Source organism: Synechococcus elongatus PCC 6301, from assembly GCF_000010065.1.
Taxonomy (GTDB): domain Bacteria; phylum Cyanobacteriota; class Cyanobacteriia; order Synechococcales; family Synechococcaceae; genus Synechococcus; species Synechococcus elongatus.
The window spans coordinates 1,882,002-1,895,250 of record NC_006576.1 but is presented as its reverse complement, the minus strand read 5'-3'; the positions used below and the strand labels follow the sequence as shown (position 1 = coordinate 1,895,250).

Sequence of the window (13,249 nt, the reverse complement as noted above, 5' to 3'; positions counted from 1 at the left end):
ATTTAGCGCCATCCGCGATCCTCTAAAGCTCGCAACTGACGTTCGAGGCGATCAATCCGGCCTCGCAATTCATCCACTTCAGATTGACGAGCTAGCCCCAGCTCGTTAATCCAATCGCGCCACTGTCGTTGCCAGCGCTGGTCGAGTTCTTCGCCCTCAGACTTGAGTTGCTGCTGCAGTTCATCAATCAGCGCTTTGGCCTGATCCGGATCCAGTCGTCCGGTGCGCACCCACTCGTCACTGACCCCCCGCAAGCGATCGGCCACACGAGCTGTCGTGCCAATGCCGAAGATTAGCAGATGTTGCAGCAAGTTATTTCGGTCCATGGGCCTCGGGCAGACGCAACGTTTCTCCTACGCTAGCGACTACAGCACGGGTTCAGACAGTGTGGAAACCCGTCGAGTAGACCTCCCGTTCTAGAGCAGGCCCTTCAAGACAAGGTGGCGTTGGTCATCAAAATCTAACCAGCCCTCCCGCCGGAATTGGCCAATCAGACGAGTCACGGTGACGCGAGTTGTGCCCAGGGCGTTGGCCAAGTGTTGATGGGTCAGCCGACAGTTGAGGCGCAGTAGTTGATCTTCGGGCTGACCAAATTCGCGGCCCAGCAGTTGCAAGAAGTTGCGCAAACGGTCTTCAACGCGGCGTTGACCAATCGGACTCAGCAGCATTTCGGTCTGGCGATGGCGCTGCGCCAACATCAAGAAGAGATCTTGTGCAAGCAGAGGCGTTTGCTCAATTTCAACCAGTTTGAGACGAATCAAGTCCAGATCCGTCAGTGCCTGAACTTCGTAGGGCATCACCCAAGAGAGGGCAGAGCCAAAAGGCATCGAAGGACCCGCCAGTCCTAACAACGCCTCATCGCCACTTTCATAGCTTGTGGTGATCAAGGCAATACCGCGACAAACGACCCAAATTGAATCTTGGGGCAGCGGAACAGTTTGACCTGCGGTGAAATGCAGCATCGGCCGATCGCGGTAGATTTGTTCCAGAACCTGACGCAGCTGACCAGAGGCAAGGGTGGGGCGTGTCCAGACTGGAGTCATGATGTTTTCCCGCATACCGACAGAAGACTTGCCGTCACTCTAAGGTGATAGGAACGACAGGAGCATCAAGATAAGATTGTTCGTACTTTAAGGTTTGGTTAATTCCTTTTCTATTCCGATCGCTCTGCCTCAGTTAGCTGAGCCTCCATCCTTTTTCTCAGTCCGATTACCAATTGGGATTTTAGAGACGACAGCGTTGGCGCTGACGTTCCCCTTGGGGATCCATCCAAGCTAAAGAGAAATGACTAACGCGATCGATGCGATCGCCGAAGGTTGACCGGAGCGCGGCCATGCGCTGTTCGAGGGGTAGATGGGCATTAAAGTTGGCGCCCCAAGTGCCTGCGATCGCGGGTTGAACGATTGAGTTAGGTTTCGCCTCCAAAACCCGCTGCACTTCTGCCATCACGCAGTCGTGGCGATCGCCGCAGAGGGCATAACTCATCGGGTGATATTCCATGCTGTTGGGGAATCGGTCCCAAGGCTGCATGCGGGAGTCCCAACCCTGCTGCCCTACCCGCGCATTGCCAAAGGGGAAGAAGACGGCCCCGGAAGGCAGACCTGCCTGCGCAACCGTGCCCACAGCCTCATCGACAAATTCCACCACACCGCGCCAGGCATGATAGACGGCCAATGACCAGAGTGGATTTACGTCCTGTCGTAGGTTGAGTTCCTTGAGGCGATCGCCCAACAACAGCACCAGTTGGTTGCGATCGCTTGGACTGAGGCGTCCCGTATCGAGATATTCCGTGAGCAACGCCTGACCTGCCGGCGTGTTGAGCTGATTGATCCAAGCCTGACGGGCAGCAGTCGTATGAATCAGGAGATCAGCCACTTTTGTCATCACCGATGCAGCCCCTGTGCCTCGAGGGTAGCGAACGTAGTCGAACAGCACCCCATCCGGGCGACGGCTCAGAACGGATCGCAGTAAGGTTTGGTAGTCTTGCCGGGCGACGGGATTAAAGGGGTCGACAAAGACCTGCGCACCTCCTGACACAATTTCGAGACTGCTCTCGCTGCGGCCATTGCGAGCTAGGGTGTCTTGGCGATCGCTGCGCTGGCTGTAGCTGTAACCGTAGTTGAGGGTGAACAGCCAGGCATAGACTGACATGCCCCGCTCCCGCCCTTTGCGGATGGCTTCTGCTAGAAGATCGACACGTTCTAATCCCGGTTCTGCCACCACAGACGGCCAAACTGTGGGGTTGTCGGCAGCGGGCAGCAGCACCCGGCCATCATAGAAAGTTTCGATGAAAACTTCGTTGTAACCCAATGCTTGCAGGCCATCGAACAGGGAGTCTAAGCCGCCCGGCCGCAGGTCGCAGCTGTATAGTCTGACCCAGATCGCCATTTTGCGGGGCCAGACCTGTTGCCGACAGTTGCGCAGTTCCATCGCTAGCTCGCGCACGAGTTGTCGATACTGCTGGTCGGCCACCGTGTCGCCTTGGAGCGATCGCGCTAGTAGGTTCGCTTGGGGCACGGAGTAGAGCGCCAAATCGCAGTTGTAGCCTGTGCTAGGTGCCGGTGCAATCTGGGCATTGACGGCAGGGCTCTGCAGAGGCAGACAGGCGATCGCTGCGATGCCACTCAACCACCGTCGAAGCGAAGCAGGCATGGGTCCACTCTTAGGCATTAGCGACGTGGGAATGGAGTATGGCAGAATCCTGAGGTCTTGTCTGCTCTTTTCGCCTGCGATCGAGGCGCAGCAATGAAGTCTTACTTGGCCGCAGCTGTGCAGATGACCAGTCTGCCGGATCTCGAAAAGAATCTCACTCAAGCGGAAGAATGGATCGACCTAGCCGTGCGGCGGGGTGCTGAGCTTGTTGGTCTGCCTGAGAACTTTTCATTTTTAGGGGAAGAGGCCCAAAAGGTTCAGCAAGCCCCTGAGATTGCTGAACGCACCGAAAAGTTCCTGAAAACGATGGCCCAGCGCTATCAAATTACGTTGTTGGGCGGGGGCTTCCCGGTTCCAGCCGAGCACAATCACGTCACCAACACACTACTTCTCGTTGGGCCTGATGGTCAGACCCTAGCCCAGTACAACAAGGTTCACCTGTTCGATGTCGACCTCCCGGATGGCAACACCTATCAGGAGTCGGCAACGGTTCTCGCTGGTCGTGAGTATCCGCCCGTCTATGACTCGGAACGTTTTGGGCGCTTGGGATTTTCGATTTGCTATGACGTCCGCTTCCCGGAACTTTATCGCCATCTAGCCAATCAGTCGGCAGAAGTGATTTTTGTGCCAGCGGCATTCACTGCCTTTACCGGCAAAGATCACTGGCAGGTACTGCTGCAGGCCCGAGCGATTGAGAATACGGCATATATCATTGCGCCGGCACAAACGGGTGTTCATTACGGACGCCGTCAAACCCATGGCCACGCCATGATTGTCGATCCGTGGGGGATTGTTTTGGCCAATGCAGGGCGCGAGCCTGGCCTCGCGATCGCTGAAATCTCGCCTCGGCGGCTGGCTACCGTGCGCCAGCAGATGCCCTGTCTCCAACACCGCGTCCTTTCAACTACAGTCCCGAGTGCATAATCTCGGCTGTATCCGTACAAGGAGTGTAAAGACACTTGATGCTTCAATTCTTGAGTTCAGCGCTGGGATGGCCTCCCATCTTGGCCGAGACGATTGAGATTATTGAGAGTCCTGAAGCCTCGACCCTGATTTTGGTCTCTGTGCTTCTAGGACTGGTCGTGGTCTACCTCGCCAGCAAACTGGGTGGGGAACTCTGCGTGCGTGTCAATCTCCCCCCCGTGCTGGGTGAGCTACTGGGAGGCGTCCTGGTCGGCACCTCTGTTCTGCGACTTCTCGTGTTCCCCTCGAGTGGAGCCGGAGCCGAGGATGTCGTTCTCCTCAACTTCCTGCAGCAGATCAGCGGCGCCCCTGACAACTGGATGCCGACGATTTTTGCGACGCAGTCAGAAGTGATCTCGGTGCTGTCTGAGATTGGCGTCATTATCCTCTTATTCGAAATTGGCCTCGAATCTAACCTCGATGAACTGCTCAAGGTTGGCACGAAGGCAGCGATCGTGGCCGTTGTGGGCGTCGCAGCACCCTTTGCCGCCGGCACGTTGGGCCTGATTTACCTGTTCCACATTGCGACGATTCCGGCTGTCTTTGCCGGGGCTGCCCTCACCGCCACTAGCATTGGCATTACAGCCAAGGTGCTGTCTGAGCTAGGCCGACTCAATTCACCAGAAGGTCAAATCATCATTGGCGCCGCCATCATCGATGACATCCTCGGCATCATCGTCTTGGCGGTCGTGAGCAGCTTGGCGAAAACCGGCGAAATTCGCCCCAGCAACATTGTGATTTTGATCGTCAGCTCGACGGCCTTTTTGGTGGGTGCCATTTTTATCGGCCGCTGGCTGAATCCGTTCTTCGTCAACCTGGTCAGCAGCATGCAGACTCGGGGTGAAGTGCTGGTGGTCGCCTTGGTCGCTGCCATCCTAGCGGGCTTGATTGCTCAGTTTGTGCGTCTGGAAGCCATTTTGGGGGCGTTTGCTGTCGGCTTAATTTTGGCTGAAACCGAGAAGGGCGAAGAACTGAAGGAGCAGGTGAAACCCCTGGCTGACGTTCTCGTGCCGATCTTTTTTGTGGTGGTTGGTGCCAAAACCGATCTGAGCGTTCTCAACCCAGCCGATCCAGTCAATCGGGCCGGGCTGATTATTGCCGGCTTCTTGCTAGTTGTAGCCGTGCTGGGCAAAGTGATCACCGGCTTCCGCTTGGTGGGTAGTTCGACCCCGCTCAACCGTCTGGCGATAGGCGTAGGGATGATTCCGCGCGGTGAGGTCGGCCTCGTTTTTGCAGGGGTGGGCGCGAGCAGCGGTATTCTGTCCGAATCGCTGAACGCAGGCGTGATTGTCATGGTGATCATGACCACGTTCCTGGCTCCCCCGCTGTTGCGGTTAGCCTTCCGAGGAGAACCCACGACTGCTGTGGAACCTGGCTCTTAGTGGCAGCGTCGGGCAGGCAGCAGAGTGAGCTTGGCTGAGGAGAACAGGCATGCGATCGCGAACTTGGGCTATTGGTCTAGGCAGCCTGTTACTCACGACAGTTTTAGCGTTGCCGGCCCGAGCCAATCAACTGCTGTTTTGGCGCTTGGATGCGAGTCAGAATCGCCTAGAGTTCAAGACTCAAGGGGCGATCGCTCCCCAAGCGCAACTGATCTTTAATCCCCAGCGGATCGTGATCGACCTGCCGGGCGCCACCTTACCTGCCAATCGATCGCCGATTCAGGGGGGTGCCGGTATCCGGGAAATTCGGGTGGGTCAGCCCGAAGCCGGCATTACTCGCCTCGTGATTGAAATTGCCCCAGGCTATACAGTCGATCCCAGTCAGCTACGGGTCGAAGGCCCCGATGCCACCACTTGGCAGATTCGGCTGCAGCCAGCACTCCGCTTTGCAGGTGGGGGCATTGTGCCACCGCGATCGCCGGTGACGCCCCCGCCCTCTCGACAGCCCCAGCTACCCCCACCGCGATCGCCTCAGGTGGGCCGCCAGATTGTCGTAATTGACCCAGGTCATGGCGGTCCCGATCCAGGTGCGATCGGGATCAACGGCCTGCAAGAAGCGGAGCTGGTTCTCGACATTTCCCAGCAAGTCGCCGCGATTCTCCGCAACAGCGGTCTCGATGTCCGCATGACTCGCACCGCGGACATCGACCTTGATCTCGAGCCACGGGTACAAATTGCAGAGCAGGCCCGTGCCGATATTTTTGTCAGCATCCATGCCAATGCCCTCAGTCTCGATCGCCCCGAAGTCAATGGACTCGAGACCTACTACTACGCTTCCCAAGCGGGAGAACGACTGGCTCGCACTATCCATCAGTCAATTCTGTCCAGCGTATCGATTCGCGATCGCGGTGTGCGTCAGGCACGGTTTTACGTGATTCGGCGTACCACCATGCCTGCCGTTCTGGTGGAAACCGGCTTCGTGACGGGCAGTGAGGACAGCCGCAACCTAGCCAACCCCAATCACCGGCGCAAAATGGCAGAAGCGATCGCCCGCGGTATCCTACAGTACGTCCGTCAAAACTGAGGCCGTTGCTCCATGCCGCCGGGGGCTATTTTTTTGCATTCTTCAACTGCTGCCCCGATCGGTGTGTTTGACAGCGGTGTTGGGGGACTCACCGTCCTGCGCGAGCTGCAGCGTCAGCTCCCCCACGAAAGTTTTCTCTACTTTGGCGACACGGCACGGCTGCCCTACGGCACGCGATCGCCGGCGGAGATTCGCCAGTTCGTGCGCGAGATCTTGGACTGGATGCAGGCCGAGGGTTGCAAGTTAGTCGTTATGGCCTGCAACACCAGCTCGGCCCTAGCCCTCGAAGCGCTGCGTGGAGACTACACCATGCCGCTCATTGGCCTCATTCAGCCTGCTGCGCGGGTTGCCGTCCAACGGGGCCAGCGGATTGGCGTGATTGCCACGGCTGCCACTGCCCAAAGTCGTGCCTATCGCCAGGCTCTACGCGAGGCCAACCCCAACGTTCAAGTCTGGGAAATTGGCTGCCCTGAGTTCGTCCCTTTGGTAGAGCAGCAACGGATTCATGATCCCCAGACGCTGCAGGTGGCAGCTCAATACCTTGCTCCATTGATCGAGGCGCAGGTGGATACGTTGATCTATGGTTGTACCCACTACCCGCATTTAGCGCCGGTGATTCAACAGCTGCTGCCCAGCAGCACGCACCTACTGGATCCGGCAGAAGCCGTGACCCGATCGGTGCAAATGGAGCTGGAAGTCTTAGGACTCAGTCACACCTCTAAGGCCAGTACGGTGCGATTTTGTGTCAGCCACGATCCTCAGCATTTCAGTCTGGCGATCGAGCGGTGGCTAGGGTTTCAAGCTCCTGTCGACCTGATTCAACTACCGACGCGATCGCTTCCTTCTGCCCACTTTGCTTCGGAAGCGGAAGGCGTAGCTTAGAATAAGAGCCAGATTGTAAAAAATCGTAACGACGACGCCGCCCATGACTTCGGTGACCTCGCTCTTTGCCCCCGTCGAGGCGGATCTGCAACTGCTGACTGACACGCTCAAGCAGTTGATCGGGGCGAGACATCCTATTCTCTACGCCGCCGCTGACCATCTCTTCGGAGCCGGTGGCAAGCGACTTCGTCCTGCGGTCGTGTTGCTGCTCTCGCGAGCCACGATGCCCGGCCAAGAAATTACGCCACGCCATCGGCGCTTGGCCGAGATCACCGAGATGATCCACACGGCCAGTTTGGTCCACGATGACGTGGTCGATGAATCCTCCCTACGCCGCGGCATTCCCACAGTTCACAGCAGCTTTAGTAATCGCGTTGCAGTCCTCGCCGGTGACTTCCTGTTCGCCCAAGCTTCTTGGCATTTGGCGCATCTCGACAGTCTGACGGTCGTCAAGCTCCTGTCTCAAGTGATCATGGATTTGGCTGAAGGCGAGATTCTGCAAGGGCTGAATCGCTTTGATAGCAGCCTCTCCATTGAGGTCTACCTCGACAAGAGCTACTACAAAACTGCCTCTCTCCTCGCCAACAGTGCTCGAGCGGCGAGCGTTCTGAGTGGTTCCTCAGAAACCGTCTGCGACGCGCTCTATGACTACGGCCGATCGCTCGGTCTCGCCTTCCAAATCGTCGATGACATCTTAGATTTCACCGGCTCAGAAGAAGTGCTTGGCAAACCTGCTGGTTCGGACTTGGCCAGCGGTAACCTGACGGCTCCAGCCCTCTACGCGATCGAAGAGCATCCGGCCTTAGTGCCTTTGATTGAACGAGAGTTTTCGCAGGCTCAGGATTTTGAACAGGCGATCGCTTTGGTCCACAACAGTCAGGGTCTAGCCCGGACTCGCGCCTTGGCCGCAGAACATGCCCAGAAGGCCGTTCAAGCCTTGGATGTGCTGCCCGCTTCCGACTGCAAGGAAACCTTGATCAGCCTGACCAGCTATGTCCTCAGCCGCCTCTCTTAGTGCCCCGTGCCTTCGCCTAGGCAAACAATCCAGAACTCTGGTTGGTAAAGGCCTGAATTCGTGTAATTAGTCCGGTTTTCGTCAATTCCCGCCCTGTATTGTCGTCAGACCGATAAGCAACGACGGAATCAAGGTCCTCGACGAGCAGGCTGAGGATCAGCTCGATCGCCCCGATTGCGGTTACCGTTTCGGTTGCGGATTGGCAGCGATCGCTGGCCATTTGACGCCGACTAAACACCTCCAGCACCCGCTTGCTTTCGTCCTCCCGGCGGTAGGTCGTCACCACCCAGTCGCCCGCTGTACTGGTAGGGACGTAAAAGTGATATTGCCCCAGGGCCTCAGCCGTAGCCAGCAATAGAGGAGCCAAGGCACTGAGGCGAAGCTGCAACTCCGGATCGGTTTGCTGCTCAATCAGCTGCGTGAGCTGCTGTTGGTAGTCCATCGAGCGTTAGTCCTCCACGCTGCAGAATTTCGGCGATCGCCTGCCACTGGTCAGCAAAAGCGCGATCGCTCAACACTGGCTCTGAATCTTGCCGCGACAAGGGTTCTGCCAACGTAATCCAAGAGCGACAGCCACGGTAGGACGCTTGCCAAGCCAGCGATCGCGATTCTGGCACGCGATAGGTTCGTAGCACCAAAAGCCACAGCGGTTGTTCTGGTTTCCAGTGCCGCCGCTGCTCGAGGAACGCCGTCGTCCAGACCGTGCTAGCACTCAAGTCAGTCAGAGGGAAGTGAGCGGGTAGAGGAATTGCTTGGCTGATTTCTGCCCAGACCGACAGTTCTAATTGCTCCGGTACTTCATGAGCGATCGCTTCTGCGGGAACTCGCAATGCTTCGGGTTGCTGATGCTCAATGCTGGGCAATAACCAAACAGCTGTCGTGGCAGGCCAAAATTGACCTTGAGGTTCCTGAATGCCACCCTTACGCAGGAGCAGAATCGAGTCTCCGTTGGCGAGGGCTGCGATCGCGGCAGGCCATTCTTTCAAAGCGCGATCGAGAGGCGGAAACACCATAGTCAGAAGCGCCTCATGACGGGGCTCGCTTCAGCCTAGCGAATCCCCTAGGGAGCAGACCGAATGTCAAAATGGGAGTTCATTCCTTCCTCTGCTCCTCCCCCTGGTTCCGCATGGTCACTGACCTTCAGAAAGAGATTCAAGAAGCCGTTCAGCAGCGCCGCAACTTTGCGATTATTTCGCACCCTGATGCAGGCAAAACCACGCTGACCGAAAAATTGTTGCTGTACGGGGGAGCCATTCAGGAAGCCGGCGCTGTCAAAGCAAAACGGAGTCAGCGAGCCGCAACCTCGGACTGGATGGAGCTGGAGAAACAGCGGGGAATTTCGATCACCTCAACCGTGCTGCAGTTCAACTACCACGACTGCACGATCAACCTGCTCGACACGCCCGGTCACCAAGACTTTAGCGAAGACACCTATCGCACCCTTGCTGCTGCTGATAACGCAGTGATGCTTGAGGACGCAGCCAAGGGCTTGGAGCCGCAGACGCGCAAGCTGTTTGAAGTCTGCCGGATGCGCAACATCCCGATCTTCACCTTCTTCAACAAGATGGATCGGCCGGGGCGGGAGCCGTTGGAACTGCTGGATGAAATCGAGCAAGAGTTGGGTCTGCAGACCTATGCAGTCAACTGGCCAATTGGCTCCGGCGATCGCTTCCGAGGGGTTTTCGATCGCCGCAAGCAACAAGTCCACCTGTTCGAGCGCAGCGTTCATGGCAAGCGTCAGGCGAAAGACACCACCTTGGAGTGGGGCGATCCACAGCTCGCGGACTTGATCGAGCCAGATCTGTTGCAGCAGCTGCAGGATGAACTGGAGCTCTTGGAAGGAGTCGGCACCGAGTTTGACCTTGAGGCGATTCACGCCGGTCAACTGACGCCGGTATTCTGGGGCAGCGCCATGACCAACTTTGGCGTGGAACTCTTTCTTGAAGCTTTCTTGGACTACGCCCTCAAGCCAGGGGCACGCCGCAGCAGCGTCGGCGACATGGCGCCGGACTATCCCGAGTTCAGTGGCTTTGTCTTCAAGCTGCAGGCCAACATGGATCCGCGCCACCGCGATCGCATTGCCTTTGTGCGGGTTTGTACCGGCAAGTTTGAGAAGGACATGACCGTGCAACATGCCCGCAGTGGTCGTACCTTACGCCTGTCGCGGCCACAAAAACTGTTCGGTCAGGATCGGGAAGTTCTCGATGATGCATATCCCGGCGATATGATCGGCCTCAATAACCCCGGAATGTTTGCGATCGGCGACACGATCTACACCGGCAAACGGCTGGAGTACGACGGCATCCCTTGCTTCTCACCCGAGATTTTTGCCTATCTGCGCAACCCCAACCCCTCGAAGTTCAAGCCCTTCCGTAAAGGCGTTTCGGAGCTGCGGGAAGAAGGCGCCGTGCAGATTATGTATTCGGCCGATAGTGCCAAGCGTGACTCGATTCTGGCGGCCGTTGGTCAACTGCAACTCGAAGTCGTGCAATACCGCTTGGAGAATGAGTACGGCGTTGAAACCCTCCTAGAGCCCCTGCCCTTCAGCGTGGCTCGCTGGGTGGAAGGCGGCTGGGATGTTCTCGAGAAGGTTGGGCGACTGTTCAACACGACAACGGTGAAAGACACCTGGGGTCGTCCGGTCCTGCTCTTTAAGAACGAGTGGAATCTGCGACAGATCGAGGCTGATCACCCAGAACTGCAACTGCGATCAGTTGCCCCCGTCGCTGCAGGCCAAAAGCCAATTGAAGTCTAGGGACTGCCTAAAGGATGAGGGGATCACCGCTGATCCCCAGCACTCACGGCGCGATCGCTAGTGGAGGAATGACGATTCCCTAACCATCGTGCTACTCAGCAGCCGATTCTTGAGCCCGACGTTGTCGCTCAAGTTCCATAGGATTGGGAATCGTGCGTAGCCAGCGCCAAACGCCAGTCGGGCGACGCACAGGGGTTGCGTGGCTGAGTTCGGTGATCGTGTGGATAAACTCTTCGCTGGTGAAGGTATACCCCGATCGCTGAGCAACTAGCAAGAAGTCACTGACATCGCTGACAGCAGCAAACTTATCGCGAAGTTCTTTGGAAATCGCAGCGTCTTCCAAAAACCGTAGGACTTGCTCAGACGACATACCCACTGAATGCTCTTAGCATTGACGTAACTAACACTCTCCGCAGCAGCTATCTCGCCATCGAGAGTGCGCTACTGTCTTAGCTCGCCCTCCGAGGCGGGATCAGCCCTCACTTCAGGATCAGTTTTCCAATTAACTTGCAATAGGCTAAAGCCAGAGAGAGCACCCACACTCTTCAGCTCTAAGCTCCAGTCGGGCACGTCAGAAGTCTGGAGCAGCGATCGCACTGACAGGCGAGTCTCATAGAGGCTCAGCAAGCCAAAGTTCTGGCGATCGCTGGATTGCAACACCCACTCTTCCATTTGGGACCCAGCTTGCTGCCCCATGCGATTGCAAAGTTGCTGTAGACGTTGCAGATTGAGGGGCTCTAAGCGGGCACAAATCTCTTGCTGAACAAGCTTCTGACTCGTTGCCGCCGCAAATTGCCCGTACTGACTAGACGAGGGATTGGTCAAGGCCAAGGCGATCGCACCCAGAGCTACGGAGCTCCCAGCCAACCACCAAGCACATCGCCAGCAGGAACACTGGGATGAAACGACTGGGGCCGATGGCGGTTTTAGGAGCTTGCCGCGCATTATTCCTCACGGTAAAGTGCTAGAATCATCAATCGATGGCGAGCGTAGCCAAGTGGTTAAGGCAGCGGATTGTGGTTCCGCCATTCGGGGGTTCGAGTCCCCTCGTTCGCCCTAAGCGTAGATCAAAACTTCTCTTTCGGGAGAATTGTGAAGCGACTTTGTCGTATCTCCTAAAAGCAACCGACATTCCTATCAGGTGTTCTCGATCACAGTGAAACCCAGAGATTGAAAACTTATCTCTCTGGCTGATCCGTCTGGAACAGTGATGGGATCTGCGATCGCAGCACACAAAATCTACAACCCATGTGCAGTCTACGGATCAGACGATTTCTGACTGCTAGAATCCATCAGAATCGGTGTAAGCAACTGGAAGTCCGCAGTTGGCTTGGCTACAGTGATGGCACCGCTCCTGTTGTGCAACCTAAAGAGTGAGTCATGGCTGTACCCAGAACCCATCGTCTCCAGCGTTTGACGGGCTGGGGGGTCGCCAGCGTCGTGCTGATGGGCGTTGCCAGCTGCCAAGGTCGGCAACCCGCAGCCTTTCAAGGGCCACCAGCGCTACCGGTCGACGTCACCAAGGCCACCGTCGAGACAGTCAATGACCTGACCGAGTACTTGGGGGCTCTAGAAGCGACGGAGCAAACTATCCTGCGTCCTCAAATTCAGGGCCGAATTGTCAGTGTGGCTGTGCAGCCTGGACAAATTGTGTCGGTCGGTCAGCCGATGTTTGTGCTGGACTCGGAGCAAGTTGAAGCAGATGTGGCAGCTGCCAATGCAGAGGTCGCTCGTCAAGAAGCCCAACTTCGAGATGCCAAGATTACTTTTGAGCGGCAAAAGTTTCTGGCGGATCAAGGGGTCGTTCCCCTACAGAACCTAGATAACGCTCGACGAGAGCTCCAGACAGCTCAAGCGCAGCTTAAAGCAGCGCAACAGAATGCAGTCGCCAAATCGGTTAATGTCCAGTACAAAACTGTGCGGGCCCCGATCAATGGGTTGGTCGGCGATATCCGGCTCAAAATCGGTGACTTTGTCGACACTGGGGCAGAGCTGACAACGATCACCCGCAACAATCAGCTGTTCATTAATATTCCAGTTCCAACGGTTCGCATTCCACAGCTTCGCAAGGGTCAACCAGTCAAGCTTTTAGACCCATTTTCCAAGAATATTCTGGCAACTGGAGCTGTCGACTTTGTCTCCCCGGTTGTGCAGCAAAACTTACAAACGGTCTTAGTGAAAGTTGTTGTTCCCAATGCTGATGGCTTAATCCGTAACGGTCAAATCGTTCAATCCGAGATTGTTTGGGACCGCAAGGAGGCTGTTTTGGTGCCGACTCAAGCAGTCACTCCCTTAGCCGGTGCCAACTTTGTCTATGTTGTAGAGCCTAAGCCCAACAGCCCTGATCAATTTCAGGTTCGACAACAAAAGGTTGAGCTGGGTTCCATTTTCAATAATCGCTATCAAATTCGCTCAGGACTAAAGCCGGGCGAAACTGTCGCTACGACCAACCTGCTCAGCCTGACAGATAAGGCAACTGTTAAACCTCAAACGCCCAACGCTTCTCGCTAACACTG

The 13,249-nt window shown here is 56.5% G+C and carries 14 protein-coding genes and 1 tRNA gene; 8 read left to right on the top strand and 7 right to left on the bottom strand.

Going from position 1 to position 13,249, the window contains the following annotated elements; genetic code table 11:
• Positions 1–2: 2 nt before the first annotated feature.
• From SYC_RS09300 to SYC_RS09290, 3 genes are all read right to left on the bottom strand, one after another.
• Positions 3–326: a phasin family protein gene (locus tag SYC_RS09300; protein WP_011244058.1), complete on the bottom strand. Its 324-nt coding sequence runs from the start codon at positions 324–326 to the stop codon at positions 3–5.
• A 90-nt stretch (positions 327–416) separates the two neighbouring features.
• On the bottom strand, positions 417–1,043 hold the full coding sequence (locus tag SYC_RS09295) for a Crp/Fnr family transcriptional regulator (protein WP_041677121.1): 627 nt from the start codon (positions 1,041–1,043) through the stop codon (positions 417–419).
• Between the two features lie 181 nt (positions 1,044–1,224).
• Positions 1,225–2,652: a family 10 glycosylhydrolase gene (locus tag SYC_RS09290; RefSeq protein ID WP_234701766.1), complete on the bottom strand. Its 1,428-nt coding sequence runs from the start codon at positions 2,650–2,652 to the stop codon at positions 1,225–1,227.
• A 93-nt stretch (positions 2,653–2,745) separates the two neighbouring features.
• Between SYC_RS09290 and SYC_RS09285 the strand changes: the two genes are divergently transcribed.
• Genes SYC_RS09285 through sds form a run of 5 tightly spaced genes read left to right on the top strand, consistent with a single transcriptional unit; the run spans position 2,746 to position 7,978 of the window.
• On the top strand, positions 2,746–3,576 hold the full coding sequence (locus SYC_RS09285) for a carbon-nitrogen hydrolase family protein (RefSeq protein ID WP_011244055.1): 831 nt from the start codon (positions 2,746–2,748) through the stop codon (positions 3,574–3,576).
• Positions 3,577–3,614: 38 nt separating this feature from the next.
• A complete protein-coding gene (locus SYC_RS09280) occupies positions 3,615–4,997 on the top strand; it encodes a cation:proton antiporter (RefSeq protein WP_011244054.1) in 1,383 nt (460 codons plus the stop codon).
• Positions 4,998–5,046: 49 nt separating this feature from the next.
• A complete protein-coding gene (locus tag SYC_RS09275) occupies positions 5,047–6,081 on the top strand; it encodes an N-acetylmuramoyl-L-alanine amidase (protein WP_011244053.1) in 1,035 nt (344 codons plus the stop codon).
• Between the two features lie 33 nt (positions 6,082–6,114).
• Complete coding sequence (murI, locus tag SYC_RS09270; RefSeq protein ID WP_407830092.1) at positions 6,115–6,963, top strand: glutamate racemase; 849 nt, start codon at positions 6,115–6,117, stop codon at positions 6,961–6,963.
• A 43-nt stretch (positions 6,964–7,006) separates the two neighbouring features.
• A complete protein-coding gene (gene sds, locus SYC_RS09265) occupies positions 7,007–7,978 on the top strand; it encodes a solanesyl diphosphate synthase (RefSeq protein ID WP_011244051.1) in 972 nt (323 codons plus the stop codon).
• A gap of 16 nt (positions 7,979–7,994) precedes the next feature.
• Here sds and SYC_RS09260 read toward each other — a convergent pair whose 3' ends face one another.
• Complete coding sequence (locus SYC_RS09260; RefSeq protein ID WP_011244050.1) at positions 7,995–8,420, bottom strand: hypothetical protein; 426 nt, start codon at positions 8,418–8,420, stop codon at positions 7,995–7,997.
• Entirely contained in the window at positions 8,386–8,991 is a 606-nt protein-coding gene (locus SYC_RS09255) for a DUF1802 family protein (protein WP_011244049.1), read from the bottom strand. Before SYC_RS09255 ends, SYC_RS09260 begins: the two co-directional genes overlap by 35 nt.
• Positions 8,992–9,062: 71 nt before the next feature.
• On the opposite strand from SYC_RS09255, the gene prfC reads away from it, so the two are divergent.
• Positions 9,063–10,733, top strand: a complete 1,671-nt coding sequence (prfC, locus tag SYC_RS09250) for a peptide chain release factor 3 (RefSeq protein ID WP_011244048.1) — start codon at positions 9,063–9,065, stop codon at positions 10,731–10,733.
• A 91-nt stretch (positions 10,734–10,824) separates the two neighbouring features.
• On the opposite strand, the gene SYC_RS09245 is transcribed toward prfC, so the two are convergent.
• Together SYC_RS09245 and SYC_RS09240 are read right to left on the bottom strand one after the other, a co-directional pair.
• The gene (locus SYC_RS09245) at positions 10,825–11,103 is read right to left on the bottom strand and encodes a Nif11-like leader peptide family natural product precursor (RefSeq protein ID WP_011378429.1); all 279 of its coding nucleotides are present in this window, start codon (positions 11,101–11,103) and stop codon (positions 10,825–10,827) included.
• Positions 11,104–11,174: 71 nt separating this feature from the next.
• Positions 11,175–11,600 carry a DUF4359 domain-containing protein gene (locus SYC_RS09240; RefSeq protein ID WP_234701765.1) on the bottom strand — a complete coding sequence of 142 codons (426 nt, stop codon included), beginning with the start codon at positions 11,598–11,600 and terminating at the stop codon, positions 11,175–11,177.
• A 116-nt stretch (positions 11,601–11,716) separates the two neighbouring features.
• On the opposite strand from SYC_RS09240, the gene SYC_RS09235 reads away from it, so the two are divergent.
• Together SYC_RS09235 and SYC_RS09230 are read left to right on the top strand one after the other, a co-directional pair.
• Positions 11,717–11,789, top strand: a tRNA-His gene (locus SYC_RS09235).
• 324 nt (positions 11,790–12,113) lie between these two features.
• Complete coding sequence (locus SYC_RS09230) at positions 12,114–13,244, top strand: efflux RND transporter periplasmic adaptor subunit (protein WP_011244046.1); 1,131 nt, start codon at positions 12,114–12,116, stop codon at positions 13,242–13,244.
• The last annotated feature ends 5 nt before the right edge of the window (positions 13,245–13,249 follow it).

What these genes read in the sequence shown, in the direction of transcription:
- SYC_RS09300 (WP_011244058.1), bottom strand. Translation starts at nt 326, where the DNA reads ATGGACCGAAATAACTTGCTGCAACATCTGCTAATCTTCGGCATTGGC.
- SYC_RS09295 (WP_041677121.1), bottom strand. Translation starts at nt 1,043, where the DNA reads ATGACTCCAGTCTGGACACGCCCCACCCTTGCCTCTGGTCAGCTGCGT.
- SYC_RS09290 (WP_234701766.1), bottom strand. Translation starts at nt 2,652, where the DNA reads ATGCCTGCTTCGCTTCGACGGTGGTTGAGTGGCATCGCAGCGATCGCC.
- SYC_RS09285 (WP_011244055.1), top strand. Translation starts at nt 2,746, where the DNA reads ATGAAGTCTTACTTGGCCGCAGCTGTGCAGATGACCAGTCTGCCGGAT.
- SYC_RS09280 (WP_011244054.1), top strand. Translation starts at nt 3,615, where the DNA reads ATGCTTCAATTCTTGAGTTCAGCGCTGGGATGGCCTCCCATCTTGGCC.
- SYC_RS09275 (WP_011244053.1), top strand. Translation starts at nt 5,047, where the DNA reads ATGCGATCGCGAACTTGGGCTATTGGTCTAGGCAGCCTGTTACTCACG.
- sds (WP_011244051.1), top strand. Translation starts at nt 7,007, where the DNA reads ATGACTTCGGTGACCTCGCTCTTTGCCCCCGTCGAGGCGGATCTGCAA.
- SYC_RS09260 (WP_011244050.1), bottom strand. Translation starts at nt 8,420, where the DNA reads ATGGACTACCAACAGCAGCTCACGCAGCTGATTGAGCAGCAAACCGAT.
- SYC_RS09255 (WP_011244049.1), bottom strand. Translation starts at nt 8,991, where the DNA reads ATGGTGTTTCCGCCTCTCGATCGCGCTTTGAAAGAATGGCCTGCCGCG.
- prfC (WP_011244048.1), top strand. Translation starts at nt 9,063, where the DNA reads ATGGGAGTTCATTCCTTCCTCTGCTCCTCCCCCTGGTTCCGCATGGTC.
- SYC_RS09245 (WP_011378429.1), bottom strand. Translation starts at nt 11,103, where the DNA reads ATGTCGTCTGAGCAAGTCCTACGGTTTTTGGAAGACGCTGCGATTTCC.
- SYC_RS09230 (WP_011244046.1), top strand. Translation starts at nt 12,114, where the DNA reads ATGGCTGTACCCAGAACCCATCGTCTCCAGCGTTTGACGGGCTGGGGG.